The organism is Methylobacterium sp. Leaf89, assembly GCF_001422215.1.
In the GTDB taxonomy this organism is placed as follows: domain Bacteria; phylum Pseudomonadota; class Alphaproteobacteria; order Rhizobiales; family Beijerinckiaceae; genus Methylobacterium.
This window is the reverse complement of sequence record NZ_LMML01000028.1, coordinates 472,295-498,427: the sequence shown is the minus strand read 5'-3', so window position 1 is coordinate 498,427 and position 26,133 is coordinate 472,295. Positions and strand designations below refer to the sequence as shown.

The 26,133-nt window shown below is 68.1% G+C and carries 26 protein-coding genes, 1 tRNA gene and 1 pseudogene; 15 read left to right on the top strand and 13 right to left on the bottom strand.

The annotated features are described in order from the left end of the window. Window positions 1–20: 20 nt before the first annotated feature. The 3 genes from ASF18_RS13540 to ASF18_RS25070 all read right to left on the bottom strand — a co-directional run bounded on the left by ASF18_RS13540 (window position 21) and on the right by ASF18_RS25070 (window position 1,251). Window positions 21–458, bottom strand: a complete 438-nt coding sequence (locus tag ASF18_RS13540; RefSeq protein ID WP_056352262.1) for a PRC-barrel domain-containing protein — start codon at window positions 456–458, stop codon at window positions 21–23. A 92-nt stretch (window positions 459–550) separates the two neighbouring features. Further along, a complete protein-coding gene (locus tag ASF18_RS13535; protein WP_056352259.1) occupies window positions 551–1,054 on the bottom strand; it encodes a DUF2721 domain-containing protein in 504 nt (167 codons plus the stop codon). Between the two features lie 71 nt (window positions 1,055–1,125). Next, window positions 1,126–1,251 carry a hypothetical protein gene (locus ASF18_RS25070; RefSeq protein ID WP_274534730.1) on the bottom strand — a complete coding sequence of 42 codons (126 nt, stop codon included), beginning with the start codon at window positions 1,249–1,251 and terminating at the stop codon, window positions 1,126–1,128. Window positions 1,252–1,846: 595 nt separating this feature from the next. Here ASF18_RS25070 and ASF18_RS13530 point away from each other — a divergent pair. Further along, on the top strand, window positions 1,847–2,212 hold the full coding sequence (locus ASF18_RS13530) for an SWIB/MDM2 domain-containing protein (protein ID WP_055947098.1): 366 nt from the start codon (window positions 1,847–1,849) through the stop codon (window positions 2,210–2,212). Between the two features lie 93 nt (window positions 2,213–2,305). Here ASF18_RS13530 and ASF18_RS13525 read toward each other — a convergent pair whose 3' ends face one another. Both ASF18_RS13525 and ASF18_RS13520 read right to left on the bottom strand, forming a co-directional pair. Further along, window positions 2,306–4,450, bottom strand: coding sequence for a helicase-related protein (locus ASF18_RS13525; RefSeq protein WP_056352256.1), 2,145 nt, complete (start codon window positions 4,448–4,450; stop codon window positions 2,306–2,308). Window positions 4,451–4,543: 93 nt separating this feature from the next. After that, window positions 4,544–5,085: pseudogene (locus ASF18_RS13520) on the bottom strand (DUF892 family protein). Between the two features lie 431 nt (window positions 5,086–5,516). Between ASF18_RS13520 and ASF18_RS13515 the strand changes: the two are divergent. Then, window positions 5,517–5,783 carry a hypothetical protein gene (locus ASF18_RS13515; protein ID WP_056216044.1) on the top strand — a complete coding sequence of 89 codons (267 nt, stop codon included), beginning with the start codon at window positions 5,517–5,519 and terminating at the stop codon, window positions 5,781–5,783. A gap of 60 nt (window positions 5,784–5,843) precedes the next feature. On the opposite strand, the gene ASF18_RS13510 is transcribed toward ASF18_RS13515, so the two are convergent. Then, a complete protein-coding gene (locus tag ASF18_RS13510) occupies window positions 5,844–6,428 on the bottom strand; it encodes a sigma-70 family RNA polymerase sigma factor (RefSeq protein ID WP_056216046.1) in 585 nt (194 codons plus the stop codon). Continuing rightward, entirely contained in the window at window positions 6,428–6,775 is a 348-nt protein-coding gene (locus ASF18_RS13505; RefSeq protein WP_056352253.1) for a NepR family anti-sigma factor, read from the bottom strand. The genes ASF18_RS13510 and ASF18_RS13505 overlap by 1 nt, the downstream gene beginning before the upstream one ends. Window positions 6,776–7,143: 368 nt before the next feature. Between ASF18_RS13505 and ASF18_RS13500 the strand changes: the two genes are divergently transcribed. Next, complete coding sequence (locus ASF18_RS13500; protein WP_200917588.1) at window positions 7,144–8,085, top strand: glutaminase; 942 nt, start codon at window positions 7,144–7,146, stop codon at window positions 8,083–8,085. Between the two features lie 126 nt (window positions 8,086–8,211). On the opposite strand, the gene ASF18_RS13495 is transcribed toward ASF18_RS13500, so the two are convergent. After that, window positions 8,212–9,252 (bottom strand): glutamine synthetase beta-grasp domain-containing protein, encoded by a 1,041-nt coding sequence (locus tag ASF18_RS13495; protein ID WP_056216051.1) that lies wholly within the window; start codon window positions 9,250–9,252, stop codon window positions 8,212–8,214. Between the two features lie 197 nt (window positions 9,253–9,449). On the opposite strand from ASF18_RS13495, the gene ASF18_RS13490 reads away from it, so the two are divergent. Continuing rightward, on the top strand, window positions 9,450–10,541 hold the full coding sequence (locus ASF18_RS13490; RefSeq protein ID WP_056352250.1) for a cytochrome c peroxidase: 1,092 nt from the start codon (window positions 9,450–9,452) through the stop codon (window positions 10,539–10,541). Between the two features lie 36 nt (window positions 10,542–10,577). Here the strand turns inward: ASF18_RS13490 and ASF18_RS24285 are convergent, their stop codons facing one another. After that, window positions 10,578–10,739 carry a hypothetical protein gene (locus ASF18_RS24285; protein ID WP_200917586.1) on the bottom strand — a complete coding sequence of 54 codons (162 nt, stop codon included), beginning with the start codon at window positions 10,737–10,739 and terminating at the stop codon, window positions 10,578–10,580. A 318-nt stretch (window positions 10,740–11,057) separates the two neighbouring features. Between ASF18_RS24285 and ASF18_RS13485 the strand changes: the two genes are divergently transcribed. Continuing rightward, on the top strand, window positions 11,058–12,059 hold the full coding sequence (locus ASF18_RS13485) for a hypothetical protein (RefSeq protein WP_056352247.1): 1,002 nt from the start codon (window positions 11,058–11,060) through the stop codon (window positions 12,057–12,059). A gap of 102 nt (window positions 12,060–12,161) precedes the next feature. On the opposite strand, the gene ASF18_RS13480 is transcribed toward ASF18_RS13485, so the two are convergent. Continuing rightward, window positions 12,162–12,509: a cupredoxin domain-containing protein gene (locus ASF18_RS13480; protein ID WP_082487528.1), complete on the bottom strand. Its 348-nt coding sequence runs from the start codon at window positions 12,507–12,509 to the stop codon at window positions 12,162–12,164. A gap of 213 nt (window positions 12,510–12,722) precedes the next feature. Between ASF18_RS13480 and ASF18_RS13475 the strand changes: the two genes are divergently transcribed. After that, on the top strand, window positions 12,723–15,611 hold the full coding sequence (locus tag ASF18_RS13475) for an EAL domain-containing protein (protein WP_056277151.1): 2,889 nt from the start codon (window positions 12,723–12,725) through the stop codon (window positions 15,609–15,611). A gap of 67 nt (window positions 15,612–15,678) precedes the next feature. On the opposite strand, the gene ASF18_RS13470 is transcribed toward ASF18_RS13475, so the two are convergent. Further along, window positions 15,679–15,927: a hypothetical protein gene (locus ASF18_RS13470; RefSeq protein ID WP_244472700.1), complete on the bottom strand. Its 249-nt coding sequence runs from the start codon at window positions 15,925–15,927 to the stop codon at window positions 15,679–15,681. 285 nt (window positions 15,928–16,212) lie between these two features. On the opposite strand from ASF18_RS13470, the gene htpG reads away from it, so the two are divergent. The 7 genes from htpG to ASF18_RS13435 all read left to right on the top strand — a co-directional run bounded on the left by htpG (window position 16,213) and on the right by ASF18_RS13435 (window position 22,769). Further along, window positions 16,213–18,048, top strand: a complete 1,836-nt coding sequence (gene htpG / locus ASF18_RS13465) for a molecular chaperone HtpG (protein ID WP_056352242.1) — start codon at window positions 16,213–16,215, stop codon at window positions 18,046–18,048. A 358-nt stretch (window positions 18,049–18,406) separates the two neighbouring features. Next, complete coding sequence (locus ASF18_RS13460; RefSeq protein ID WP_056352239.1) at window positions 18,407–20,059, top strand: DEAD/DEAH box helicase; 1,653 nt, start codon at window positions 18,407–18,409, stop codon at window positions 20,057–20,059. A gap of 75 nt (window positions 20,060–20,134) precedes the next feature. Next, window positions 20,135–20,210, top strand: a tRNA-Thr gene (locus ASF18_RS13455). 560 nt (window positions 20,211–20,770) lie between these two features. Beyond that, window positions 20,771–21,091: a hypothetical protein gene (locus tag ASF18_RS23065; RefSeq protein WP_082487526.1), complete on the top strand. Its 321-nt coding sequence runs from the start codon at window positions 20,771–20,773 to the stop codon at window positions 21,089–21,091. Window positions 21,092–21,533: 442 nt separating this feature from the next. Beyond that, a complete protein-coding gene (locus ASF18_RS13445) occupies window positions 21,534–21,776 on the top strand; it encodes a DUF6522 family protein (RefSeq protein ID WP_056352233.1) in 243 nt (80 codons plus the stop codon). 379 nt (window positions 21,777–22,155) lie between these two features. Next, window positions 22,156–22,428, top strand: a complete 273-nt coding sequence (locus ASF18_RS13440; protein WP_056352230.1) for a hypothetical protein — start codon at window positions 22,156–22,158, stop codon at window positions 22,426–22,428. Between the two features lie 80 nt (window positions 22,429–22,508). Further along, complete coding sequence (locus ASF18_RS13435) at window positions 22,509–22,769, top strand: hypothetical protein (protein ID WP_056352227.1); 261 nt, start codon at window positions 22,509–22,511, stop codon at window positions 22,767–22,769. A gap of 235 nt (window positions 22,770–23,004) precedes the next feature. Here ASF18_RS13435 and ASF18_RS23060 read toward each other — a convergent pair whose 3' ends face one another. After that, window positions 23,005–23,280, bottom strand: a complete 276-nt coding sequence (locus tag ASF18_RS23060) for a hypothetical protein (protein WP_082487524.1) — start codon at window positions 23,278–23,280, stop codon at window positions 23,005–23,007. 144 nt (window positions 23,281–23,424) lie between these two features. On the opposite strand from ASF18_RS23060, the gene ASF18_RS13430 reads away from it, so the two are divergent. Both ASF18_RS13430 and ASF18_RS23055 read left to right on the top strand, forming a co-directional pair. Then, a complete protein-coding gene (locus tag ASF18_RS13430) occupies window positions 23,425–23,664 on the top strand; it encodes a hypothetical protein (RefSeq protein WP_056352224.1) in 240 nt (79 codons plus the stop codon). A 422-nt stretch (window positions 23,665–24,086) separates the two neighbouring features. Beyond that, entirely contained in the window at window positions 24,087–24,437 is a 351-nt protein-coding gene (locus ASF18_RS23055; RefSeq protein ID WP_082487522.1) for a 4-fold beta flower protein, read from the top strand. Between the two features lie 555 nt (window positions 24,438–24,992). Here the strand turns inward: ASF18_RS23055 and ASF18_RS13425 are convergent. Next, window positions 24,993–26,132 carry a GGDEF domain-containing protein gene (locus ASF18_RS13425; RefSeq protein WP_056352220.1) on the bottom strand — a complete coding sequence of 380 codons (1,140 nt, stop codon included), beginning with the start codon at window positions 26,130–26,132 and terminating at the stop codon, window positions 24,993–24,995. Between the last annotated feature and the right edge of the window lies 1 nt (window position 26,133).

The following is a 26,133-nucleotide window of genomic DNA, read 5'->3' as shown; positions in this document are numbered from 1 at the left end:
CCCTCGAGCGGCAGATCCCTTCAGGCCGTGGGAACCTTGGAGCCGCCGTAATGGCCGTCGACGCGGCCGCCGAAGGCCGGGTCGGCGAAGGGATCCTCGCCGGGGCCGTGGGTCGGCGCCCCCGCCAGGGTGTCGCAGTCGATGTCCACGATGTAGCCGCCGAGATCGACGCTGTAGGTCAGCGCCCGCCAGGGCACGGGATGGTAGCTCTCGCCGAGCCCGAGGAAGCCGCCGAAGGAGATGACGGCGTAGGCGACTTGGCCCGAGACCTTGTCGACCATGAAGTTGTAGACGGTCCCGATCGACTCGCCCTCACGGCTGTAGGCGGCGGTGCCCTCGACCTTGTTCGACGCGATCAGGCGCCGGGTCTCGTCGATCGCGACGCCCTCGGCCGAGGGGTCGAGCTCCATCGAGCCGGTCGGGCGGATGCTGCGCTCGTTCGGGAGGTCCGTCGGCATGCGCATTCCTCTTGCAGAGTGGATTCGGGCGGCGGGGGCACGGGATGCCGCGCTCGACCGGACAAGCCGCCACCCGCGCGGGGGTTCCGGATTCAGGCCCGCTCGTCCACCGGCACGCCGGTCTCCTCGGCCACCTCGATTTGGCGCACGGCCACCCGTTGACGCATCCCACGGCTCGCCAGCAGCATCTCGAACCCGAAGACCATCAGGGCGCTCAGGGTGCAGAGGATGGCGAGGCCGAACAGCACGAACAGGATGTCGGCGACGGTGGCGTCCCGCAAGGCCCCGACGAACAGCGTGAGGACCGCCCCGCAGGTGGCGACCCCGCCCAGCGCCCCGAGGATCACGGCGGCGTCGAGGGCGAGGGAGCGCCGGCGGAGCGCGTTCATGCGCCGCGCCAGGCGGACCTGGTCGAGGCCGGAGGCGCCGTCGATCGCCTGCGAGATGCGCTCCGCCTGATCGGCCACCCGGGCGAGGCGGGTGCCGAAGACGTTGAGGAGCGTCGCGATGCCCGAGAGGAGGAAGACGGGCGTCAGGGCGATCTGGATGATGTGAGCCGTGCTGTCGAGGGACGAGGCGACGGAGGTGTCGAACATGAAGGGGTGATCGCGACCGGGACGGAACCCTGGCGCAACGTTCGAGGACGCGGGCGGTTCGGGGCCGCCGGTCAGATCAGACCGGCATCGGCACGGCCGCCGGGACCGGTCTGGGCCTCGATGGAGACCAGCGTGCCGAGTCCGATGATGAGTGCGACGGCGGCACCCAGCGAAAGCGTGAAGGCAAGGAGGATCATGCCCCCGGTTTCGTCGATCGCCCTTAAGGTTCGGTGATGCCCCGGCCGCCGCTCCGTCCCGAAATCGGGCGCAGCGGGCTCGCACCGGGTCCAGATTCCGAGGATCCCGTCGCGCCCGGGAGTCCGATCAATTCTCCACGGCGAACGGAAATTCTTGCGCCCACGCCCGCACCTCTGGGCCGAGGCGCGGGCCCGGGCCGGAATCGCTCCCCCGCACGACGTCTAAGCCGGGCTGGGGCCGGGGGTGGGTGCCGGAGCACGGGCTGGCACCGTGCCACCGAAAATACCCTAACCAACTGTAACTCTAGAGCTTTCCGCGCAGCTCTACGAGCCGCCAGGCCGGTGGCTCCCTTCGCCTTCATGCCAAAGTACAGGTCGATGACGATGAAGTTCTCGTCCAAGTCGAGGCCATCTCACTTCGCCCTGGGGCGGCCTCGACCGGATACGAGCCTCCGCGCCTGTGGATGACGAGCGCGCCGAGAGCGGTTTTCCCTTGGAACGCTCGCGGCACCGCTTAGTTGTTGCAGCTATGCGCTGCGAGGCCACCGGCCGTGGGCGTACCGGCGCTCACCGTCGACATCCGGAGGAACACCCCATGGCAAAGAGCACCACCAAGACCGCCGAGAAGGCCGCCCCCAAGGCTGCCCCGAAGGACGCCGAGAAGCCCGCCGCCAAGGGCAAGAAGGTCGCCGCGCCGAAGGGTGATGGCGCCAAGCCGAACGCCCTGCAGCAGCCGCTGAAGCCGTCCTCCGAGCTCGCCGCCGTCGTTGGCGACGCCGCCCTGCCCCGTGGCGAGGTGGTCAGCAAGGTCTGGGAATACATCAAGAAGCACAACCTGCAGAATCCCGAGAACAAGCGCGAGATCCTCGCCGACGACAAGCTGAAGAAGGTCTTCGGCAAGGACAAGTGCACCATGTTCGAGATGAACAAGCACTTGGCCGCGCACCTCAAGTCGGCCTGAGCCCAGCCGTTTGAAGCAACACCCCGGATCGGCGTCGGGGAGGGGCTGCCCCTCCCCTGGCCGACCGGTTTTCGTGGCCCAAGGGCGACCTGATCAGCCCCGCGTGACCGCCCGGCGCGTCCGCCGCTCGACCTTGCGGGTCGCCGTCTCCCGAAGATGGTGCTCGATCGCCCCGTTGGCGCGTGCCCGCATCGTGCGCATGGCCTCGGCATCGTCGAAGGTCTCGGGAAAGCGCCGGGACAGCCAGAGATAGGCGCTGGCGAGCTTCACCGTCCGCTCCTGGTAGTCCAGTTCGCCCGCGAGGTTCGCCCGGAGAGCCGGCACCGTCGTGCCCACCGCGCGGGCTTGGGTCCAGCGCTCCAGCAGGCCGAGGGAGACCGGGTCGCGCCGGTCCACCGGGCAGACCGAGAACGCGAACTTCTCGGCGATGGGCAACCGCGCCTTGTCCACCACGCGGGCGATCTCCAGGATCTCCTCCAGGGCGGAAGGCTGGAACGGCGAGCCCGCGTAGAAGGTGGCGCGGGCGAAATGCGCCAGCACCTCGCGCAGGCTGTCGGTGCGCATCTCCTCGGCCACGGAATTGATCGCGATGAGGTCGGGGCGCACGTAGAAGCGCGTGTCGGCGGCCGGCGCCGTGGGAGCCCCGGCCAGCGCCGCCCGGATCGGCTCCAGCCCGGTCTCGTCAACGGCAGCGACGTAACCCTCGTCCTGATGCCCGAACCGGCCCGCGCGGCCGGCGATCTGGCGAATCTCCGAATTGGTCAACCCCCGCTCGCCGACCCCGTCCCACTTGCGCACCGCCGAGAAGACGATCCGCTTCAGCGGACCGAGGTTGAGGCCCATGCCGATGGCATCGGTGGTGACGAGGACGTCGGCCTCGCCGGTCCGGAAGCGCGCGGCCTCCGCGCGCCGCACCTCGGGCGAGAGTGCTCCGTAGATCGTCGCCACCCGGTGCCCGGCCGCCACCAGGATCTCGCGGTTCTCGTGGACGGCCCGGCGCGAGAAGGCCACCACCGCGTCGCCCGGCATCACCTTCTCCAGGGGAACGGGCGTCTCCTGCAGCACCAGCGGCGTCTTGCGCACGAAGGCGATCACTTCGAGGGACTCGTTGGCGGCCTCCGCGGCGCGGCGCACGGCGGCCAGCGCATCGTCGGAGCCGCAGACCACCACGGTGCGGGCGGCGACCCCGAACAGGGCGTTGGTCCAGGCCCAGCCCCGATCGGGATCGGCGATCATCTGGATCTCGTCGATCACCGCGACGTCGACGGGCCGCGTGAGGTCGGCGGTCTCGATGGTGCGGGCGGTGTGGGTCGGGTTGAGGTCGCCCAGCGTCTCCTCGCCCGTTACCATGCCGGCACGCAGGCCGCGCTCGGCCAGGGCCTCGTAGTTCTCCAGCGCGAGGAGACGCAGGGGCGCGAGGTAGGTGCCGGTCTCAGCCGCCCGCAGCATCTCCAGGGCCGCGTAGGTCTTGCCGGAATTGGTCGGCCCCATGTGGAAGATGATGCGCCGGCCGAGGCGCCGGGCCGCGGTGAACTTCTCGATATAGGCGCCGAAGCCGACCTGGTCGCGCAGGCGGCGCAAGCGGGAATCCTCCCGCGCCACGGTGCGGGCGCGGGCGCGCACGCCCTTCAGGGTGTCGGTGAGCGATTGGTTCAGGTTCGGCGAGAGGAGGAAAGCGCGCGAACGCAGCGAACGGTCGAGGTGGTCGATATAGGTGGCGGCATCGGCGCCGACCTCGTGCAGGTCCTCGGCGACCTGCTCGCGCAGGCGCTCCACGGCGCGGCGCAGGGACTTCGCAGTCCGCAGCCCGGCCTCGGCGACGGCGGCACGCAGTTCCTCGAGGCGCCAGCTCGGATCGTTGCGATGGGCCATGCCGGAGAGGATGCCGGCGACACCCGTCTCCGGCTTCGCGTCGATCCGCAGGTCGAGGCGCCCGCCATCGAGGACGGGGATCAAGGTCCGGATGGTCCAGGCGATGCTGCCGTCCCGCATCACCGCGGCGCGCAGGCTGGGGATCGCCTTCCTCACGGCCGCAACTCCGCCCTCCGCGAAGGTGCGCCGCGCCTTCAGCTCCCGAAGGGCCTTGGCGACCACCGCGTCGTCGACGAGACCGCCATAGTCCGGCAGGCCGAGATGCAGCCGGAGGGCCTCCACCTCGACGCTCCGGGGCGGCAGGCCGAGGCGGACCGCCGCCTCCAGCAGGATCTCGTTGGTCGGTCGCGCACGCTTGCGGGCCATGGGCCTCTCGTCGGGGAGTCTCGATCCGCCGCGGACGGACGACCGGGCGGCGTCAGGGTGCGCGGGACGCAACCCAAAAAGCAACGGCTCCGATCAGCGCAAGGCCCTCCGTGCACCGCCCGGTCGGACTCCGGCCGCGCGCGGACCGACCTGACGCTCGGCCCTGGCGGCGAGCAGGTGGTCGGTCGCCTTTTTCGCGTTGAGGTTCTGCTGGAGCGCGCTGGCACACTCCTCCCGTCCCGGGCGCTTGGCCCGGGACGGGAGGAGTGCCGTAGCGGGCGATCTCGTTGTGCTCCACGGCCTGGGCCGAGGCCACGAGGACAGGGTCCCGCACAGCCTTGTGTCGACGATCTCGCCGTCCTCCGCGTCGGCCTCCTCAATGAGGCCGCTGATCGCCGGACAGGTCACCGCCTTGGGGCTGGGGACGTGCATCTGGAAGACTTTCGCCAGTCGCTGGATCGGGTCCTCGGTCTGGCGCAGGTGGATCGCGAAGCGCTGCTTCAGTTCCGGATGCGTCCTCTTCGCATTCATCTTGCGCGGCGCTTTCGTGATCCGGTGCTCCGCGTCGTAGATCTCGTGGAGCGTGGGGACGATGAGGTCGTCGCGGGTTTGATGTCGCGGGTGCCCACCCCCAGGGATGCCTCCGCTGGTGTCGTCGTGCAGAATCGAGGAGCCGACGGGAAATTCGGCTCCTCCTGCCGGTCGGCGTACCCCCGAGCCATCAGGGCCAGGGCCCGTGCATCGAGAGGCTAGTCTCGGGGTGCCTTGATGAAACGCGCATGATTCGAAAACACGTCGCTTGTGCTTCGTGCTCGTGAGGCAGAGCTTCGCACGAGCCCGATCTACAACTTAGGGCTGGAAACCGAACAACAGTCTGGGCCTCTTTGTAACAAAATCCTCCATTTGTTTTTGCTTCGTTCTTGATGAAGGTTATTAAGGCCCCGCTTCTCTCTTGCTAATTTGGATTCGGGTCGACCCCGAAAGGGCCGCTTGGGCGGCGGATCGCCTTGCTCGCTCGGCGGGTCGTCGGACCCTGCGCGTCCACACACGTCAGGGAAGCGATACGATGCACGAGAATTCCGCCGGACCGGCCGCATTCTGGGCCTCGGTGGCGAACGACGTCACGTCGCGGGTCGAGCCGGTGCTGGCCCGGGACGGCAAGGCCCGAGAGGGCGTGATCGAGTATCTGCGCGACCTCGAAGCGGTGGCCCTGCGCGACGGCAGCAGCCGCGAAGCCTTGCAGGTGATCGCTTCGGGCCGGCGCCTCCTCGGCGACCGGAGCGATACCCCGCCCGCCGAGATCGCCCGCGCGGTGCGGACAGCCTTGATCTGATCCCGAGCCGGACGCGAGATGCGTCCGGCTCGGGCTGATGCCCTCAACCGGCGATGTCCCTTACCCGGGAGGCGACCCCAGGGCCGCCCGCGTGAACGCATCGGCGCCGATCTCGTCGGTGCCGTTCATCCCGAGGCTCTCGATGAGCCGGCCGCGGGCGCGGCTGACACGGCTCTTCATGGTGCCCACGGCGACCCCGCAGATCTCCGCCGCCTCCTCGTAGGTGAAGCTCTGCGCACCGACGAGGACCAGGGCCTCGCGCTGGCTGAACGGCAACGCGTTCAAGGCCTCCTGGAACTCGCGCATCTCCACCCGGATCTCCTGCTCGGGCAGGCTGGTCAGACGCCCCGCCAGGGCACCGTCGGCGTCCTCCACCTCGCGCTTGCGCTTGCGCTGCTCGGAATAGAACAGGTTGCGCAGGATGGTGAACAGCCACGCCGTCAGGTTGGTGCCCCGGGTGAAACTGTCGGCCTTGGTCCAGGCCCGCACCAGGGTGTCCTGGACGAGGTCGTCGCTGCGGTCGAGATCGTAGGTCAGCGAGAACGCGAAGGCGCGCAGGGCCGGAATCGCACCGAGCAGGAGTTCACGCATCTCGGCATCGGCGCCCTGCGGCGTGCCGACCCGTTGGGGCATCGCGTTGGTCATCAGGATCCTCGCGTGGTGCTGCGGGCGGCCAGAGCGGCGAGGAGGGCGTCGAAGCGGTCGGGGAGCGGCTGATTCAGCACCTCGGCATAGAGGAGGCGCAGGTTGCGTCCGATGCGCCGGCGCGCCTCCACCGTCATGCCGGCTTCGCCTTGGCGGGCCCAGGGTGATGGAGGCGGCGCGACGCCGGAAGTTCCGGCGCGCGCGGCCTCGGGCGCGCCCGCTTCGGAGCGGGCGACCGCCATCGTGGCCGTTGTTTCCGCGGCCCCGCGGGACGCCGCCATCGGCGCGACGAGGGAGAGATCGCCTGGATCTGCGCTGCGGTTCGGGTCGCTCGAATCAATGCTCATTGCTACTCGACGCTCGACGGCCGGGGCCGGAGAGTCCGGAGCGCCGTCATTTCGGCGGCCGTGCTACGGCTGCGCGATTTAACGACCTCTGAAAAAAGCATTCATCTGATCTTAAGCCGCCGAATGCAGGCGAAAGACCACGAGCATTAAATAGAAACAGTTAGAAACAAATGCGATACATCACCGAAGCGTCGCCGTTATGGTTCTATAGTCCCACAATCCTGTCGCCAAGCTGAACAATACGGTGACGGTGTTGAGCCTGGGCGTCCAAGCCCACCGTGCCATCCCGGGCCGGGCCGGATACCGGCATGGCCCGGGGTTTGCGCCCGTCGCCGAACCCTCGTTCCAGCCCTCCCCCGGAATCGCCCATGAGCCTCGACGTGCCCGACCTCGACCATGTCGTTCGCGAGATCGCCGACGAGATGCGGGAGCGGCCGGACCGAGGCGAGGTGGCGACCTACATCCCCGAACTGGCCGGTGTCGATGCCAAGGCTTTCGGTCTCGTGGTGATCGATGCCGAGGGGCGGATCGCGGCCGGCGGCGACAGCGACGAACCCTTCTCGATCCAGAGCATCTCCAAGGTCTTCACCCTGACCCTCGCCCTCGGCATGGCCGGCGACCGCCTCTGGCGCCGCGTCGGTCGGGAACCCTCGGGCAGCCCCTTCAACTCCATCGTCCAGCTGGAGCGCGAGCGCGGCATCCCGCGCAATCCGTTCATCAATGCCGGGGCGATCGCGGTCACGGACCTGATCCTGTCCGGCCACCAGCCCCGTGAGGCCATCGGCGAGATCCTGCGTTTCATGCAGTTCCTGGCGCAGGATTCCAGCATCGCCATCGACGAGGCGGTGGCCGCCTCCGAGCTGCGGACGGGCTTCCGCAACATGGCGCTCGCCCACTACATGAAGTCCTTCGGGGTGCTCGACAATCCGGTCGACTTCACCCTCGGCGTCTACTTCCACCACTGCGCCCTCAGCATGTCCTGCCGGCAGCTCGCCCAGGCGGGCCGCTTCCTCGCTCATTCGGGGCGCAACCCCCTGACGGGGTTGTCCGTGGTGTCGCCCGAGCGGGCACGGCGCATCAACGCGGTGATGCTCACCTGCGGACATTACGACGGCTCGGGGGAGTTCGCCTATCGGGTGGGTCTTCCGGGGAAGAGCGGCGTCGGCGGCGGCATCCTGGCGATCGCGCCGGGCAAGGCCTCGATCGCCGTCTGGTCGCCCGGCCTCGACGCCTCCGGCAATTCCCATCTTGGACGGATCGCCCTGGAGATGCTCACCCGGCGGCTGGGCTGGTCGATCTTCGGCGCTTGAAGGCGGGAGGACCGACTCGCTCCGACCGACTTGCCATCCGAACAGGCAAAAAGAAGGGCCCGCCTCGCAGAACGCGGCGGACCCTGCCTAGGTTCGAAGCAAAATTGACGAATTGACGCCTAAAAACTAGGCAGCCGCCTGCTGACTCGTCGCGGTCGGAACCGAGGAGATCGTCTTCAGGATCTGCGAGGCGATCTGGTAGGGGTCCCCCTGGCTGTTGGGACGGCGATCTTCGAGGTAGCCCTTATATTCGTTGTTCACGAAGCTGTGCGGCACGCGGATCGAGGCGCCCCGGTCGGCGACGCCGTAGCTGAACTGGTCGATCGCCGCCGTCTCGTGCTTGCCCGTCAGGCGCATGTGGTTGTCGGGGCCGTAGACGGCGATGTGGTCGTCGAGGTTCTCCTTGAAGGCCGCCATCAGGGCTTCGAAATACGCCTTGCCGCCCACCGTGCGCATGTGCTCGGTCGAGAAGTTGGCGTGCATGCCCGAGCCGTTCCAGTCCGTCGCGCCGAGCGGCTTGCAATGGTACTCGACGTCGATCTCGTAGGTCTCGCACAGACGCTGCAGCAGGTAGCGGGCGACCCACATCTCGTCGGCGGCCTTCTTGGAGCCCTTGCCGAAGATCTGGAACTCCCACTGGCCCTTAGCCACCTCGGCGTTGATGCCCTCGTGGTTGATGCCGGCATCGAGGCAGAGATCCAGGTGCTGCTCGACGATCTTGCGGGCGATGCTGCCGACTTCCTTGTAGCCGACGCCGCAGTAATACGGCCCCTGCGGAGCCGGATAGCCGGAGGCAGGGAAGCCGAGCGGACGGCCATCCTTGTAGAAGAAGTACTCCTGCTCGAAGCCGAACCAGGCGCCGTCGTCGTCGAGGATGGTGGCGCGCTTGTTGGAGGCGTGCGGGGTGACGCCATCCGGCATCATGACTTCGCACATCACCAGTACGCCGTTCTTGCGCGTGGAATCCGGGAAGTGGCGCACGGGCTTCAACATGCAATCGGAGCTGCCGCCTTCGGCCTGCATCGTCGAGCTGCCGTCGAAGCCCCAGAGCGGAAGCTGCTCAAGGGTCGGGAACGCGTCGAATTCCTTGATCTGGGTCTTACCGCGAAGGTTCGGCACCGGAGTGTAGCCGTCGAGCCATATATACTCGAGTTTGTATTTCGTCATTCCGAGCCTCTCGTCCTGAAGCGATGCGACATCCCAGGACACCTGACGGGATTCGCAGCCATTGCTGACTGAGGCGGCCTAAGCAACGTTCGCGCCAACCGGCACCGGTTCGGTGCTGCGGCATTTGGGCGGGAGAGGCTTCGCGTGAGACTTCGTTAACGGATCCGGACTAGCGCTGAGAGGATCAGGAGATCGCGATGCGCAGACGGGTAAGCGCCGCGCTTGCCGGCGTTGCCCTGATTGCCTTCGCGGCATCGGGCCTCGGATTACGCACCTCGGGTGCCGGCGAGCCGGAACAAGCGAATGTCAGCACGACGCAGGCCGAGCTGTCGGCGCTGCGCGAGGCTTATCGGCGCGTCGACGAGGCGGTCTACCCGGCCGACAATCCCTACAGCCCGGCCAAGGCCGCACTCGGCCAGCGCCTGTTCTTCGATACGCTCCTGTCGGGCGAGCGCACCATGAGCTGCGCCAGCTGCCACGTCCCGACTCAATCGTGGAGCGACGGCCGCCCGCGCGGCATCGGCGAGACCGGCGCGGCAATGAAAGTGCGCACGCCGACCCTGCTCGACGTGGCCCAGATCCCGATCCTCGGTTGGGACGGCAAATTCCGCGACCTCGAGAACGTCGCCTTCACGCCGATCACCAGCGCCAGCGCGATGAACCTGCCCGAGGCGACCTTGCTCGCACGGCTGAGAGCCGATCCCGGCTACGTCCGCGCCTTCGCGGCGGCGTTCCCCGAACGCGCCGCAGCCGGCGGATCGCCTGAGGCGATCAGTCGGCGGACCGTCGAGCTGGCGCTGGCGACCTTCCAGCGCTCCATCGTCTCCGGCGAGGCGCCGTTCGATCGCTGGGTCGCGGGCGACGCCCGCGCCATCGGCCCGAGTGCGAAGGCCGGGTTCGCGCTCTTCAACGGCAAGGCGCAATGCGCCGGCTGCCATTCGGGCTGGACCTTCACGGACGGATCCTTCCACGACGTCGGCGTCGGCGCCGAGGCGGATGTGGGACGGGCCGCGTTCTTTCCGGATTCGGTTCAGCTCCGCTACGCGTTCAAGACCCCCACCTTGCGCGACGTCACCGAGCGCGGCCCCTACATGCACGACGGTTCGCTGACCTCCCTGCGCGACGTCATCGATCTCTACGATCGCGGCGGGATCGACCGGCCCAGCCGATCAACCGCGATCAAGCCGCTGGGGCTGACCGACGCCGAGAAGCGCGACCTGATCGCGTTCCTGAAGACCCTGAGCGCCGACGGCACGGCCAGCCTCGCGGTCCCGCCCCGCCTCAACTGAGGGATCGCCCTTCGTCAGGGACGCTGTCGGGTCGCGTCAGCGGAAGAGCGGGAGAGCGGCCCCGAGGAGGCCGAGCCCGCCGAGGAGAAGGCGCCCGGACCAGCGTTCGAGAGCGTCGGCCCGGCTCGGCGCGCGCGCCGCCGCGTAGGACAGGCCGGTCCCCACCATCAGGCTCGATAGGCTCAAGGTCGCGATCATCGGGCTCTTCAGGTTGAGACGGGCGATCCCCGGCTTAGCCCCGCGAGGGTTAGCGGACCCTGTCCGGGCGCAGGCTTTCCGACAGCATCGCCATCGAAGCGTTACGGGATCCCCATGCATCCGACCGGTCGGACGCGGATCACGGCCGATGCCGGCAAGCAACAGGTTAACCATTTGGAAAGGTCTATTAACAAGTTCCTTCCGCAAACCGGCGAAGGCGCGTAGTTTTCATCGCGCCGGCAGGCCCCCGCGCCGGTGTCGTGAATAGGGCTTCCCTCCATGTACCCCGGAAGACGTTGGCTGCCGCGCACCGCAGTCATGATGATGGCGGCTGTCCTCACGGTCGCAGGCTCCGACGCCGCGATGGCACACGTGAAATGGTTCTGCGCCTACGACCTGGTCGGGTCGCCTCGTGACCTCGGCGAGGTCCTGTGCTCGGACTTCGAGAAGCTGGTCGGCCTCTCCGTGCTCGCCCTGATGGTGGGCGGTCTTCTCGAAGGTACGGTGCTGGGGGCAGCACTCACGCGATCCCTCGACCGGACCACGGCCTGGGCACGCGAGAACACCGAGCTCCTGTTCCGTGCGGTTCTGGGCGGCTTCTTCGTCGCGCTCTGGACCCTCGGCGGCGTCATTCTGACGCCCGAGCTGAAGACGACCAGCAGCGCGCTCCCGTGGTTCCAGCTCGCCATCGCGGCCGGCTTCCTGTGGCGGCGGACCATGCCGTTCTCGGCCCTCGGCATCGTGGTCCTGTTCACGACCGCCCTGGTCCAGTACGGCGCCTTCCACCTCGCGGACTACCCGATCTTCCTCGGAGTCGCGGCTTACTGCGCGCTGACCGGCCTCGGCCGCTCCCTACCCGGCGGCCTCCGTCCCCTCGACATCGTGCGCTACACCGCCGCCATCACCCTGATGTGGGCCTCCGTCGAGAAGTGGGCCTATCCGCAATGGTCGTTCCCGCTCTTCATCGAGCATCCGGCGATGACGCTCGGGTTCACGGGCGAATACTTCATGAAGGCAGCCGGCGCGGTGGAATTCGCCCTGGCCTTCGCGCTGGTCTGCACCCCGCTGGTCCGCCGGGTCGCCGCGATCCTGCTGGCCGCCACCTTCATCTCGGCGATCTTCGAGTTCGGCAAGGTCGACGCCATCGGCCACGCGCCGATCATCGTCGCGATGGTGGCCCTCGCGGCCGACAACGCCGCATCGCCCTATCGCCTGCGTAACCTTGCCCTCACGCCCGTGGGCTATGGGGCGGCGCTGGCGGCCTTTCTCGGCCTCTACTACGGCGCCCACGCCGTGCTGCAGGGGTCGACCCTGCTCTGAGGGTCGCTCGCGCGCCGTGCGGGCGCGACGGGACGCGCCGCGGGCGGCTCCGGCGGGAGCCCCGGCGGCGCTCGATTCGGAGACGGTCGATCGCCCCGGATGTCAGCGGCCGTCGACCCGTACGGTCAACTTCATCTTCGGATGGATCCCGCACAGGACGGCGAAGGTCCCAGCCACGTTGAAGACGACCTGGGTCCGGCTCCCGGGCCTCAGGTCTCCCGAATCGAACGTGAAGTCCGGCGCATCGATGTAGACGTGGTGAAGTAGGTCGCCGTCGTCGTTGACGATTTCCACGTTGGCACCGCGTGGAACCGTAAGGGCATTGGGTTGAAAGGCGCGCCCCTTCTGGGACACGTGCAGGCTGGGCGCACCGACGGTGGCCCACGCAAGCCCGCCACTCATCGCACCAAGAAGCCCGAAGGCCAGGCAAGCAATTGTCGAGGGCCGCATCGGTTTTCCGTTCGTTCAACGACGATCAGGATCGAAACGAGCCGCGACCGAACCACGACGAGCAGTCTCGATGCTCAAGAGCCTTTCGACCTCCACAACCATAAAACGCCTGAGTGAAAGTCCGGTTAAGGGGATAAACTGCCGGCCCGATCTCAAGATCGCCTTAACGTCTTTCGGTCATCCTGCTGCGATGATGGGACGGGACAAGGCTGGATGACATCGCCCGCAGACCCGATGACATCGCGGGCGCGTCCCGGCCGGCGGCTCGCGGAGGCCGTCGCCGCGATGCTCGGCACGATCCGGGGACGGATCGTGATCGCGTTCCTCGTGATGAGCGCCATCACGGGGGCGCTCGGGTTGTCGGCGGCGTCGAGCATCCGCCGCGCCGACGAACTGGTCAGCCAGACCTTCGACCGGTCGCTGATGTCCATCAATTATGCCCGGGCCGCCGCCACCGACTTCGCCGGGATGCGCACGGCCGAGGCCCGGCGCTGGATGGTCACCGATCCGGCGGCCCGCACCCGCCTCGACGAGCGCTTCGCCAGCCTGCAGCGCCTCCTCGCCGAGGACCTCGAGATCGCCGTGGAGCGCGCCCAATCCGAGCGTGCGACCCGCGCGGCGCAGGCGGCCGAGCGCGCGGTGTCCGCGTGGACGGAGGCCCGCGCCAGGATCACCGATTTCGGCCGGAGCGAGGCTGCCTATGCGGAGCTCGACCGCCACGCGGCGGTGGCGGAGGAAAACTTCGACCTGTTCATCAACTATACGGCCGGCGACGGCTTCATCTATCGGCAGCAGGCCCGCGCCATCGTGGCCCGTGAGACCCGGCTCAACCTCCTGGGCACCCTGATCGCCGTGCTGCTTTCCGGGACGGTCGCCTTCTGCCTGGCGCGCCGCATCATGGGGCCGCTCGCCGATGCTTCGCAGGTCGCCACCCGCATCGCGGGCGGCGACCTCAGCGGCACGATGCCGGCCGGAGGGGCCGATGAGGTCGGCACGCTTCTGTCGGCCATGGGCACCATGCGCGACAACATCCGCCGTGCGATGGAGAAGGAGGTCGCACAGCGGATTTCCGCCGAGGACCGCCTCGCCGATGCCCTGGAGACCTCCCGGGAGGGGATCGTGGTCGTCGACGAGGCCGGGCGGATCAGCCTCACCAACAGCCAGGCGGAGGACTACCTCGGCTTCGCCGCCGGGACCCGGCCCGCGGGCCGCACGATCGCCGCGCTCGCGGCGGGTGAAGCCGGTCCGGGCAGCCTCGCCCAGGCGCTCCTTGCCACGACCGACGAGCGCAGCGAGCTGCGCCTCGGCGATGGCCGTTGGCTTCGGATCAGCCGGAGCGCCACGCGCACGGGCGGCTTCATCGCGGTCTGCAGCGACATCACGCTCCTGAAGGAGCAGGAAGCCATCCTCCAGGCCACCAACCTGCGCCTTGACACCGCCCTCGACAACATGTCCCAGGGCCTCTGCCTCTTCGACGCCGACGGCCGCCTCACCGTCGTGAACCGGCGCTACTGCGAGATCTTCAGCCTCGAGCCCGGGCAGCTTCCCCTCGGTCTGCCCTATCGCGACGTCGCGGGGCTCAGCGCCGCGCGCGGGGACTACCCGCAGCCCGAGCCCGATGCCTTCGCCCTGGCCCAGGCCGAGACCGCCAGCGGCGGCGCAGTCGATTCCGATTTCCTCCACCTCGGTGACGGGCGCGTGGTCGCGGTCTCGCACAAGGCGGTGCGCGGGGGCGGCCTCGTGGCGACCTACGAGGACGTCACCGAGCGCCGCGAAGCGGATGCGCGCATCGCCTTCATGGCCCGGCACGACGTGCTCACGGGCCTGCCGAACCGGGCGATGTTCGGCGAGCGGATCGAGGAAGCGGTCGCCCACCTCGGACGCGGCAGCCCGTTCGCGGTGCTCTGCCTCGACCTCGACCGCTTCAAGGAGGTCAACGACACGCTTGGCCACCCGGTGGGCGATGCCTTGCTGCGGGCGGTCGCCGACCGCCTGCGTGCCTGCGTGCGCGAGGTCGACACCGTGGCCCGCCTCGGGGGCGACGAGTTCGCGATCATCCTGTCACAGGCCGAGCAGCCCCGGGACGCCGCCGTGCTCGCCCGTCGGATCGTCGAGGTGGTCAGCGCGCCCTACGACCTCGACGGCCACCGTGCGAGCGTCGGCGTCAGCATCGGCATCTGCTTCGCGCCCGGCGACGGCACCACCTGCGACAAGCTCCTCAAGAATGCCGACGTCGCGCTCTACCGCGCCAAGGCGGATGGGCGCGGGACCTGGCGCTTCTTCGAGGCGGAGATGGATGTCAGCCTCCAGGCCCGCCGGGCCCTCGAACTGGACCTGCGCGAGGCCCTGGCGCGCGAGGAGTTCGAATTGCACTACCAGCCGATCTACGACTTCCGCGCCCGGCGCATCGGCGGCTTCGAGGCCCTGGTGCGCTGGCGCCACCCGGTGCGCGGCCTCGTTCCGCCGGGTGATTTCATCTCGGTCGCCGAGGAGATCGGCCTCATCGTGCCGCTGGGCGCCTGGTGCCTCACCACCGCCTGCACCGAGGCGATGCGCTGGCCCGACGGCATCAAGGTCGCCGTCAACGTCTCCGCGGTGCAGTTCCGCGACGAGGTCATCGTCGAGGCGGTGCGCCAGGCCCTAGCGCAGAGCCGGCTGCCGCCGGGGCGGCTCGAACTGGAGATCACCGAATCGGTGCTCCTCAAGGACAACCTCGCCACCCTGGCGACGCTCTATGCCCTGCGCCGCCTCGGAGTCCGGATCGCCATGGACGATTTCGGCACCGGCTACTCGTCCTTGAGCTACCTGCGAAGTTTCCCTTTCGACAAAATCAAGATCGACCAGTCCTTCGTCCGCGACATCACCAACAAGACCGATTCCGGCCTCATCGTCCGGGCCGTGATCGGCCTCGGTCTCAGCCTTGGGATGCGCACCACCGCCGAGGGGATCGAGACGGAGGCGCAGTTCGATCGCCTGCGCAGCGAGGGCTGCGACGAGGGCCAGGGCTACTTCTTCGCCAAGCCGAGTCCGGCCTCCGAAGTCCCCAGGGCGATCGAGCGCTGGTCGCGCGGGAACAGCGACGCCGCCCGGGCGGTGGCCTGACGGCGCCCCGCTCGTCGCGGCTGCCAGGACCCGCGCCCGGCGACCGAGCCCCGGCGACGGTCCGGGATCAGTCGACGACCTTGAGGTCGTCCACGGCGACGTCGCCGTTCTGGCTCGTGAAGGTCGGCGAGCGTCCGTTCGACTGCGAGACGCCGCTGATCCGGTGATCGCCGCTGTCATAGGTCGTCCGCTTGCCGTCCCGCTCGATCAGCAGGCGGTGCTTGTCGGGAAAGAACGCGTAGCGCATGTCGTTCTGGCCGCCGCTGGTGGAGGGCTGCCCCAGTTCCTGCGGCCACCACGGGTCGGATCCCTTCATGGGTTCCATGGGCTTCATCGGCTTCATCGGTTCCATCTCGGGCCGTCTCGCTGTCGTGAGGGGAAGGGACGTCATATGTCGTGAAGGCACGGCTACGCCCGAGACCCGCGAAGGTTGCGCGCCGGCAGCGGGAAATCGGGTTTGCGCGCCGCGCATGCCGGTCCGCGTCCGACCTATCCCCTCCCCGCCCAGACCCTTCCGGACCTTGGCCGCCATTGAATTCGCCGGGGCGCGACGGCATATCGCGCTCGCTTCATTCTTTTTTCGACATCAGGAGGCGGTCCCTTGAGCGACACCGTGGAACGGCACGAATTCGGTGCCGAGGTCGGGCGTCTGTTGGACCTCGTGGTCCATGCCCTCTATTCCGACCGGGAGATCTTCCTGCGCGAGCTGGTGGCCAACGCCGCCGACGCCATGGACCGGCGCCGCTTCGAGGCGCTGACCGATCAGGCCTCCGCGCTGCCCGCCGACGCCAAGGTCCGCATCGCGCCGGACAAGGCGGCCCGCACCCTGACCATCACCGATGCCGGCATCGGCATGACAAAGTCGGAGCTGGCCCAGAACCTCGGTACCATCGCCCGCTCGGGCACCCGCGCCTTCAGCCAGACCCTCAGCGACGCCAGGCCCGAGGACAAGCCGAGCCTCATCGGCCAGTTCGGCGTCGGCTTCTACTCGGCCTTCATGGTCGCCGACCGGGTCACCGTCACCTCGCGCCGGGCCGGCTCGGAGGAGGCCTGGACCTGGGCGTCTGAGGGTCAGGGCAGCTACACCCTGGAGCCCGCCACCCGGGCGGAGCCCGGCACCGACATCGTTCTGCACCTCAAGGAGGATGCCGACGAGTACCTGGAGAGCTACCGGCTCGACCACGTCGTGCGCAAATGGGCCGACCACATCACCGTGCCGATCGCGATCCGCGGCGAGGACGGCAAGGAGGAGAACGCCAACCAGGGCACGGCCCTGTGGCGTAAGGCGAAGTCCGAGGTGACGCCGGAGCAGTACACCGAGTTCTACCGCCATGTCGGCATGAACTTCGACGAGCCCTGGGCGACCCTGCACTGGCGCGCAGAAGGGGCGCTGGAATTCTCCGCGCTGCTGTTCGTGCCCGGCATGAAGCCGTTCCAGGCGGTGGAGGGCGAGCGCGCCAGCAAGGTGCGCCTGCACGTCCGTCGCATGTTCATCACCGACGAGGCGGAGCTCCTCCCCTCCTGGCTGCGCTTCGTGCAGGGCGTGGTCGACACCGAGGATCTGCCCCTCAACGTCTCCCGCGAGATGCTGCAGGCGACCCCGGTGCTCACCAAGATCCGCCGCGCTGTCACCGGCCGCGTCCTCTCCGAGCTCACCACCCGGGCCAAGGACGCCGAGGGCTACCGCCCGTTCTGGGAGAATTTCGGACCCGTCCTCAAGGAGGGCATCTACGAGGATCACGAGCGGCGGCCCGAGATCGCACCGCTCTTGCGCTTCCACTCCTCCGCCGTCGAGGGCTGGACCTCCCTGCCCGAGTACGTTTCGCGGATGAAGGACGGTCAGGAGGCGATCTACTATCTCGTCGCCGATGATGCCGACGCCCTGAAGCGCTCGCCCCAGCTCGAGGGTTTCCGCGCCCGCGGCATCGAGGTGCTGCTGCTCTCCGACCACGTCGACGCCTTCTGGCCCGAGGCCCTGGCCCGCTTCGACGACAAGTCCCTGCGCTCGGTTACGCAAGGGGCCGTCGACCTCTCGAAGTTCGCGGGCGAAACGCCCGAGGGCGAAGAAGCCCCGGCCTCCGTCGAGGCCCTGGTCGCGGCGCTCAAGGACGCGCTCGGCCCCGACGTCTCCGACGTGCGCGCCACCGACCGCCTCGTCGAGAGCGCCGTGGTGCTCTCCGCCTCCGGCCATGGCCCGGACCTGCAGATGCAGCGGCTCCTGCGCCGGGCCGGCCGGGGCGGCGGCGGTATGCCGGTCCTGGAGATCAATCCGCGCCATCCCCTGATCCGCGCACTCAGCGCCAAGGTCGAGGCGCAAGAGGCGATCACCGACGCGGCCGGGACCCTCCTCGACCTCGCCCGGGTGCAGGACGGCGACACGCCGCGGGATCCCGTCGCCTTCGCGCAGAAGATGGCGGCAGCCCTAGCGGCGGCCTGAGTCCGGCCTCCGCTCGACGAGGCGGGTCCGGCGGAGCGTCTTCGCCGGACCCGTCTGGCCTGACGGGCGATCGGACTTCGAGAGCACGGGTTCCGAAAGGGCTTGACGCAGGCCGTGTCCGACGCTAAGGGCCGCTCCGGAGACACGAAGGCCGCCGCACTCGTGCAGGGCAGAGCGACAGCCCCGACACGTGCCGATCCGACCGTCGGAGACTTCTGCGGTCTGGACCGGAACGGCCCACCGGCCCGATGGACGGCCCCTGGCGTGCCGGGGCCGTTGGGCGTCGGACGGCGACGGCGCGGACGCGCGGCAGATTGGCCACGGACGCCGGAGGCGGCAGGCGCTAGAAACGCCGCCGATGGATCTCCGCCCCTATCAGCGCGCCAGCCTCGACGCCCTCTATGCTTCCTGGGCACGACAGGAGGGCCCGGGCCTCATCGTCCTGCCGACCGGTGCCGGCAAGTCGCTGGTGATCGCCGCCCTGGTGCGAGAGATGCTCGATCGCGATCCCCGCCATCGCATAGTCGTCGTCACCCACAGCCGCGAACTCATCGCCCAGAACCACCGCGAACTCCTGGCGCTCTGGCCGGAGGCACCGGCGGGTATCTATTCCGCCGGCCTCGGTCGCCGCGAGGCCGGCGCACAGGTGCTGTTCTGCGGCATCCAGTCGATCTGGAACCGGACCCGCGACCTCGACGCGTTCGACCTCGTGGTCGTAGACGAAGCCCATCTCATCCCCCGCGACGCCGAGACCCGCTACGGCCGCTTCCTGGCCGCCCTGCGCGCCGAGCGCCGCGACCTGCGCGTCGTCGGCCTGACGGCCACGCCCTACCGCCTCGACAGCGGGCGCCTCGACGCGGGCCCCGGCCGGTTGTTCGAAGCCATCGTCTACGAGGCCAATGTCGGCGACCTGATCCACCAGGGCTACCTCGCGCCGCTCATCTCCAAGGCCACCGCCACGACCCTCGACGTCACGGGGGTGCCGCGGCGCGGGGGCGACTACATCCCGAGCGCCCTCGAGGCCGCCGTCAACCAGGATTGGATCACCCGCGCGGCGGTGGAGGAGATGGTCGGCTACGGGCAGGGCCGCCGGGCCTGGCTCGCCTTCTGCGCCGGCGTCGCCCACGCCACGGCGGTGCGCGACGCGATCCGGGCCGAGGGCCACAGCTGCGAGACCCTCTCGGGCGAGACGCCCAGGAGGGCGCGGGACCGCATCGTCCGGGCGTTCCGCGAGGGCCGGATCCGCTGCCTGACCTCGGTCGGCGTCCTCGCCACCGGCTTCAACGTGCCCCAGGTCGACCTCGTCGCCCTGCTGCGCCCGACCCAGAGCACCGGGCTCTACGTGCAGCAGGTCGGTCGTGCCCTGCGCCGGGCTCCGGACAAGGCGGACGCCCTCATCCTCGACTATGCCGGCCTCGTCCGCATGCACGGTCCGGTCGACATCGTCACCGCGCGCAGCGCCGCCGCGATCCGGGGACGCGAGGGCGAAATCCGGGCGAAGCCCTGCCCTGGCTGCGGCGCGCTGATCGCGCTCAACGCCAGCACCTGCGAGGCCTGCTGGGTCGAGCCCGAGGCGGAGCGGGACGACCCGGGCCACGAGGCCTCCGCCGACGACGCCCATCCGATCCTCTCCCGGCCGATGCCCGTCCGCGCAGAATCGGCTTGGCAGGGCGTCGCCGGCTGGACCTTCGCCACCCGCGCCCGTTCCGGTTCGGCGGAAGACCTCGCGATCACGTTTCACCTCCGCGATGGCCGGCACCACCGGATCGTGGTCGGCCTCGCGCAGGTCGGTTACCCGCGCGAGAAGGCGGTCCAGTGGTGGCGCCAGCTCGGCGGCGGCCGCGACGTCCCGATGACGGCCGTCGAAGCCATGGCGGCGCAGGACCGTCTCACCCGCCCGGAGGCCATCGACATCCGCGCGCAGGGGCGCCTGACGGAGACCATCCGCTACCGTTTCCCGGACGGCCGCATCTTCGCCGATACCCGCCGCCTCGACGATCGCGCCGCCTGACATCCGCCGATCCGGCACCGTCCCCCCTACTCGGGCTTGCGCCGGGCCAACGGCACTGGTAGCGCAGGAACGCACGCCGGTTTAGCTCAGCTGGTAGAGCAACCGCCTTGTAAGCGGTAGGTCGCGAGTTCAAGTCCCGCAACCGGCACCATACGTTCTCGCTCCGCGCGGGCCTCGATCATGAATCTCTCGGACTGACAAACATCGGCTTCCGAGAGCCGTGGTTAGCTTGGGGTTACAAAGCGGCGCTCGGCGCGATCCGCATCGAACGGCTTTCAAGCTCCGGTTCTGTAAGAGCGTTTCGTGGCAGCGTCGCGCGCATCCCGGTCGTTCAACTGGTCTTTTCGGCGGATCAAAGCCGGACAGTCACATGGACTCGACCGGCTGGCTTTGGGCCGGGTCAGCTGAGAGTGCCAGGCACCATCGGTTTGATGGCGACGTCCCCCTTGCGGGCGAACTGCCGACACCAGCGTCACGCACCGGCCAAACCAACCTCGAAGCACCCGGCCACTCTGTGCTCGGACCAACCATCAGGAACCCCTCGGAGCCCGACCACCCGAATACGTTTTGGCCCCCGGGGTTCCTGACGGGTATTGGGGCCGTCTCCATCGAGTAAAGCGGCGGCGAGAGAGCGTGGACGCCGTTCAGATTGGGCCTGCTACGAGGGACGTGCAGCCTATCTGAATGGGTAGGTCCGCAGGGAGATACCCAATGCTCAAGACGCTCACGCTCGGTGCTGGCCTGATGGCTGCCAGTTTGTTTCTGGCACCGACACCGTCCTCGGCAGCACCGCTCGGTGTCGCGGCGATGACTGAGCCTGCGGCCGCGGTAGAGACCGTCCAGTACGGCTACGGAGGCTATGGCGGCCGCGGATACGGTCGCCGCGGTTATGGTGATGGATACGGTCGCCATGGCTACGGCGGTGGTCGCCATTTCGGACATCGCTTCGGTGGTCGAGAGTTCGGCTTCGGTCGAGGACGCGGTCACGGCTACGGTCACGATCGGGGTTACGGCCGGCGCAGCTATTACTAAACAGTCCCGGCGCCCCTTGTGATCGAGGGGCGCCGCTCTTTGCACGGCCGGCATGCGTAGCCCAGACTGCGCGGTCTTCGCTGTCTGCGGCCCGCACCGACATGGCCTCGTGTCGGACAAGGCCTTCCCGGGCCTGGGCCTGCGCGGCGTCCCCATCTCCCGGCTCCGTCCGTGAGTCGGGTTCGTTCTCGCCGTCCTGAGATGCGATGCGGTCTGTCACGGGGCGTCAACGCGCCCGCTCGTGATAGATTGGACTTCTAAAGAAATTATCTGGGCCGGCGGCACGTCCGCGAGCGAGCGGATCAATGGAAGCCGGCGTCTAAACGCTTGCGCTTCGTTCAGGCGCGTCGACGTTCATAATCGGCACGCACCTCGAGTCGGGAATCCGTGCTATCTTCGCGTTCAGCTCCGCATTTGCCGCCAAGCTGATCAAAGGCTTGTTATGCGTCTGGAGCGAAACGATAGTGGCGACTGGATGCTGGATCCGAACCAGCTGCATTCCCGGCTTATGATCAATCCCCGTTTGATGCGCCAGAAGATGCGGCTCGGGCAAGTGACCAGCCGCATCGAGAAAGGCATCGAGGAGCACGTCGGCACTTGGCGGGTCACGCTTCGCGTCGCAGCCTCGGTGTGGGAGGGCATCTTCGATGATGCCGGGATGCTGATGAGCGAACGAATGGTTTAAGGCTCTTCGATCGCCGTGCTCTTCAGGTTTGAGCACGACATCTGCAGCCGCTTCCCAGAAAGACCCTCTCAAGGTGGGCTCGGCTCACCATCCCTCAAAGTGGAGACGCGGCGCAACCCGTCTCCTTAGAAGCTTAACGTCGACCCCGAATTGGGAGCGTACGGCGCCTACGCGAGAAAACACGCTCCGATATAGCGTAAGCCCATGCAATGCCTGCGAGCATCACGGGCATACAGCCGAGCAGAGCCTCGTTTGGGTGCGGTCCTGGCGACCCGCATGCTGCCTCACGTCCCTGCGCATAGGAAACCATGATACATGATGGGCGTGCCCTGCGAGGGCATCGAACGTCTCCGCACGATGACGGAGCAGGAGATCATCAATGGCCGACGAGAACCGCTCCGAACAGGATCAGTTCTTCGCGCTGGAGGCGGCCGAGCAGGTCGAGTTCGACGGCGAAGGCCCGTTCATGTTCCCCCTCTGCGAAGCCAAGGCCGGCATCTTGATGGGCGAGGACGTCGGAATCCTCATCCTGAAGACCGTCGATGGAGATCGTTTCGGCATACCTCTGGGACACGAGGCGCTGTCGACCCTCTACCAGGTCATCGGTGAGGCACTGCGCGGTTTGAAGCCAGACTCCGAGGTCATGCAGTGACCGGCCCCCACTCTGAATAGACCGACTGGGGAAGCGCGCTCAGCCATCGGCGCCTCTCAAATTCAGCTGCGGAGATGGTTATGAGCGAGCAGAAGCCGTTTCGACCCTCGGTGGCGAAAGAGGCGCGATCGGACGCCTCCGAGGGCGACGTACTCCTCCCTTTGATGATGCCGAAGCCGGACCTGATGATGGGAGAGCGCATGGCAATCGTCATCCTCACCACCGTAGAGGATCAGAAGGTGGGCATCCCGATGGGCCACCAGGGCGTGTCCGACCTGTATGAAATTTCCGGCGAAGCGCTGCGTATGCTGCAGGCGCCTGAGGGTGGATCGGTGCAGTGATCGCACATCCTCTGCGCCCCTATCCCGATCTCGCGGAGCTCGAGCTCCATCAGGGCCGTCGGGCTTGAGCCATGCGCACTTTCCACGCTCCGATCTTGGTTCGTGCAGTCGGCATGTTACGATCAACCAGACAGCATCACGAACCCGCAAGCAAAGGCGATAAAATCGAACCTAAAGCGGACCTCCATCAACCGCTGAAATGGATAGCCAACCCGAAGGCATCCAGGGACCAGGGTTATTGACCAAGCGCTTTCAACGGACTGGCTCTCAACGGACTTGCGGCTGGAGAGGGCGTCACGAAGAAATCCAGCCGGAATAGGATCAGCTCCGTTCCGTCGGTAACTTCCATCCGCCATTCCCGACCAAGGCTTTCGAGTCTTGCGCCTTCCTCCAGAAGGACGCCCGCATACCGGATAGCCTCTCGTCGTGCGAACATAGCGTCCGGCAACTCGACACCCTTTTTGTCGAGAAGGACGATGCCGTCATAGACGTTGAAGTGATAGCGAGGCATGCGCCTCCCCCAGCTGTCGCAAGGCGGGAGCGCGCGTCTCTCTCCGTCGCCGACGCCCGGATATCGTGGCCGGCAATGGGATAGCGTACCAGGCGGAGCACTAGCGCACACACGACGGCTCGCGCAGGCGTAGGTGCGGACACCATGTCCGCGAAAGATTTTGAAGGGTACCCCGTGAAACTCACGCTCTACATCGCCGGAGCGCTGCACATCGCGTTCGGCATCTTCTTCCTGCTCGCCTCTTCGGGAGCACCGGCATCTGAAGGGGGCGCCTACCTCGGCCCAGCCCTGGGAGGGACGATCGGCGGATTTGTGATGCTCGCGCTTGGTCGAGCAATCCAGCTCTTGAAGCGGATCGAGCGGAACGGCAGGCCGCTGCCTTAAGTGCTACGGAAGCGGATCGCCCGTCATACCTCGGTGGGGTCGAGACCAGACGATGCATCCCCACAGGCGATGGCCGCGGGAGAGGGCATCGGTGCCCGCTCTTCGCGTCCGTGATGCACACCGGCATCAGAGAAATATTCCCGCAATCGCGTTTCGGAATAGCGAAGCCCTCATTCGTCACCCGGGATCAAATCATGTCTCAGCGCAGGCTTTGATCTTGAAAAACCATGCGCAGACTGATCGGGCACGAGCTGGAATACGTGATATGAGTGTGCGCCTGTCCAGTTCGATGATGCCGTGGCCGACATCGCACGCGTCACCGATGGCGTCGACACGCCGGAAAGCCGGGACCGGGATTAGGTCTGTGAATCTCGGCATGACGCGTCGGACCTGACGCAGCAACTTGAGGGGCGGCACCGGCCATGATCGAATTCTTTGACCAGGCCGGGCGAGAGGCCGTCTTCTGCCACGATGGACACTCGCTCTATCTCTGGAGCGGCAAGGCTGTGGCCTTCATCCACGATGACAAAGTTTATGCCTATGACGGGCGCTTCATCGGATGGGCTGACCGAGGCTGGATATCGGATGAACAGGGAGCGTGTCTCCTGTTCGAGCGGGACGCCATCGGTGGCCCACAAAAACCAAGCCGTCAGACAAAGACGACGCCCGGGCCAAGAGGCCCGAAGCCGCCGCGCGGCGAACGGCTTCCCACGCCATCGGGCCGGGCCAATCTCAAGGGTTGGTCAGATCGTGTATTCTCGGACCTGATCTGAGGGTCGGAAACGATAGACCCCTTTGGGGCTTCGAAGACGGGCACCATCGGAGGGATGCCACAGCCAACGGACATCCTTGATCCGCGCCCGGATCAACGACCATCCTGCCGAAACGCAAGCCTCTGATATCCTCGCAGCAAGCGCGAGGCGTGCCGACGGAGCGGGCCGGACGGGTGCCCGTCACCGCCGCCCCGTACGCGTTCTGGGGGGCATCAGCCCCGGTCGTGAGCCCTGGGGCCGTGAGGGGCGAGAAGCTTGCGGAAAGTCCGGCGAGGGGGTTGCAATCGGTGGACGCCGCGCGGGTCGCTCGCCTTACCGCGATCGCTCCCATGGTTCGTTCGCGCTCCCGGGTTCCGCCATTGCGGAACCGGGGCCGTGCCGCCCGGCTCACCGCACGACGCTGCGCCGGGCGCGCGGCGACCGGCACGGATGCGCGCCGTCCGCTCCGGCGCCGGGCTCACCGGGTCTTCGTCATAGGGTCCTTGCCACTCGGTCCTCGACGATCGTCACCCGGGCATGCGGTCGGCCCGCCCCGGCCGTTCGCCCGCCGTCGGGTCAGGCCGCCGCGCGTTGCGGCGCGAGGGCGCTGCGGCTCTTGCCCAGGGCCTTGGCGGCATAGAGCGCCTCGTCGGCCGCGGAGAGCAGGCCCGCCAGGTCGGTGCCGTGCTCGGGCGCCAGCGCGATCCCGATGCTGACCCCGACCTGCACCGTCCGCGCGCGATCCAGGGGGAAGGGAACGGAGATCTGCGCCACGATCCGGTCGCTGAACGCGATCAGCGCGGCGGGCGCCGGGACATCGGTGAGGACGACGAACTCGTCGCCGCCGATGCGCGCGACCATATCCTGCGGTCGCGCGCTGGACCGCAGGCGCTCCGCGACGGCCTGGAGCAGCTGATCGCCCGCGGCGTGGCCATGCGTGTCGTTGATGGCCTTGAAGCCATCGAGGTCGAGATACAGCAGGGCCGTGAGACCATCGCGCCGCGCTGCGATCGCGTCCGCCAGCCCGGCCCGGTTCAGAAGGCCGGTCAGGCTGTCGTGCCGGGCCCGGAACGCATGGTCGCGCTCGGCCTGCATGGTGGCCACCAGCATCCGGTTCAGGCGAAACCCGGCCGCGCTCATGCTGGCAAGGTAGAACGGGATCTGCAGGAACGTGATGAGGAGGAGCGGCTCCCCGGTGAAGGGCGCGGCGAGGCAGCAGGAGCCGAGCGTCAGAACGATCATCGCCCCGGCGAGCCGCGGCGCGCCGAAGTTGCGGAACGAGATGCCCCCGACCATCGCCGCCGCGGAGAGGCAGGCCAGGGTCGCCACGACCCAGTCCCCGCTGGTCAGGCTGATGAAGGTCCCGTAGCCGACGCTGGCGGCCCAGGCGAGGCCGAGCAGGATATAGAGGTCGGTCGGCGTCTTGCGGCGCGCGGCGGCGGCCCGCTGCGCGATGACGAGCACCAGGAGGCGGGTGAGGCAGATGCCGCACTCCAGCACACACCAGAGCAGGAACGGCCTCTGCGGAATCCGCGAGGCCACGAGCGCCGAGACCGCCAGAGTGTTTAGGACGCCCCCGGCGAAGATCGGCAGCGTCCCGAACAGGCTCGCGACCAGGGCCTTGCGGATCTCGTCGGGGACCTCGTGGCCCGCATCGGTCAGCCACCGTGTCACGCGCCAGCGGGGCAGGCTGAACAGCCGTGGATCGTTCTGCATC

What these genes read in the sequence shown, in the direction of transcription:
- ASF18_RS13505 (WP_056352253.1), bottom strand. Translation starts at nt 6,775, where the DNA reads ATGAGCATTGATTCGAGCGACCCGAACCGCAGCGCAGATCCAGGCGAT.
- ASF18_RS23055 (WP_082487522.1), top strand. Translation starts at nt 24,087, where the DNA reads ATGATCGAATTCTTTGACCAGGCCGGGCGAGAGGCCGTCTTCTGCCAC.
- ASF18_RS13460 (WP_056352239.1), top strand. Translation starts at nt 18,407, where the DNA reads ATGGATCTCCGCCCCTATCAGCGCGCCAGCCTCGACGCCCTCTATGCT.
- ASF18_RS13440 (WP_056352230.1), top strand. Translation starts at nt 22,156, where the DNA reads ATGGCCGACGAGAACCGCTCCGAACAGGATCAGTTCTTCGCGCTGGAG.
- ASF18_RS13470 (WP_244472700.1), bottom strand. Translation starts at nt 15,927, where the DNA reads ATGAAGGGATCCGACCCGTGGTGGCCGCAGGAACTGGGGCAGCCCTCC.
- ASF18_RS25070 (WP_274534730.1), bottom strand. Translation starts at nt 1,251, where the DNA reads ATGATCCTCCTTGCCTTCACGCTTTCGCTGGGTGCCGCCGTCGCACTC.
- ASF18_RS13430 (WP_056352224.1), top strand. Translation starts at nt 23,425, where the DNA reads ATGTCCGCGAAAGATTTTGAAGGGTACCCCGTGAAACTCACGCTCTAC.
- ASF18_RS24285 (WP_200917586.1), bottom strand. Translation starts at nt 10,739, where the DNA reads ATGATCGCGACCTTGAGCCTATCGAGCCTGATGGTGGGGACCGGCCTG.
- ASF18_RS13535 (WP_056352259.1), bottom strand. Translation starts at nt 1,054, where the DNA reads ATGTTCGACACCTCCGTCGCCTCGTCCCTCGACAGCACGGCTCACATC.
- ASF18_RS13490 (WP_056352250.1), top strand. Translation starts at nt 9,450, where the DNA reads ATGCGCAGACGGGTAAGCGCCGCGCTTGCCGGCGTTGCCCTGATTGCC.
- ASF18_RS13495 (WP_056216051.1), bottom strand. Translation starts at nt 9,252, where the DNA reads ATGACGAAATACAAACTCGAGTATATATGGCTCGACGGCTACACTCCG.
- ASF18_RS13445 (WP_056352233.1), top strand. Translation starts at nt 21,534, where the DNA reads ATGCGTCTGGAGCGAAACGATAGTGGCGACTGGATGCTGGATCCGAAC.
- ASF18_RS13540 (WP_056352262.1), bottom strand. Translation starts at nt 458, where the DNA reads ATGCCGACGGACCTCCCGAACGAGCGCAGCATCCGCCCGACCGGCTCG.
- ASF18_RS13500 (WP_200917588.1), top strand. Translation starts at nt 7,144, where the DNA reads ATGAGCCTCGACGTGCCCGACCTCGACCATGTCGTTCGCGAGATCGCC.
- ASF18_RS13525 (WP_056352256.1), bottom strand. Translation starts at nt 4,450, where the DNA reads ATGGCCCGCAAGCGTGCGCGACCGACCAACGAGATCCTGCTGGAGGCG.
- ASF18_RS13425 (WP_056352220.1), bottom strand. Translation starts at nt 26,132, where the DNA reads ATGCAGAACGATCCACGGCTGTTCAGCCTGCCCCGCTGGCGCGTGACA.
- ASF18_RS13475 (WP_056277151.1), top strand. Translation starts at nt 12,723, where the DNA reads ATGACATCGCCCGCAGACCCGATGACATCGCGGGCGCGTCCCGGCCGG.
- ASF18_RS13435 (WP_056352227.1), top strand. Translation starts at nt 22,509, where the DNA reads ATGAGCGAGCAGAAGCCGTTTCGACCCTCGGTGGCGAAAGAGGCGCGA.
- ASF18_RS13515 (WP_056216044.1), top strand. Translation starts at nt 5,517, where the DNA reads ATGCACGAGAATTCCGCCGGACCGGCCGCATTCTGGGCCTCGGTGGCG.
- ASF18_RS13480 (WP_082487528.1), bottom strand. Translation starts at nt 12,509, where the DNA reads ATGCGGCCCTCGACAATTGCTTGCCTGGCCTTCGGGCTTCTTGGTGCG.
- ASF18_RS23060 (WP_082487524.1), bottom strand. Translation starts at nt 23,280, where the DNA reads ATGCCTCGCTATCACTTCAACGTCTATGACGGCATCGTCCTTCTCGAC.
- ASF18_RS13485 (WP_056352247.1), top strand. Translation starts at nt 11,058, where the DNA reads ATGATGATGGCGGCTGTCCTCACGGTCGCAGGCTCCGACGCCGCGATG.
- ASF18_RS23065 (WP_082487526.1), top strand. Translation starts at nt 20,771, where the DNA reads ATGCTCAAGACGCTCACGCTCGGTGCTGGCCTGATGGCTGCCAGTTTG.
- ASF18_RS13530 (WP_055947098.1), top strand. Translation starts at nt 1,847, where the DNA reads ATGGCAAAGAGCACCACCAAGACCGCCGAGAAGGCCGCCCCCAAGGCT.
- ASF18_RS13510 (WP_056216046.1), bottom strand. Translation starts at nt 6,428, where the DNA reads ATGACCAACGCGATGCCCCAACGGGTCGGCACGCCGCAGGGCGCCGAT.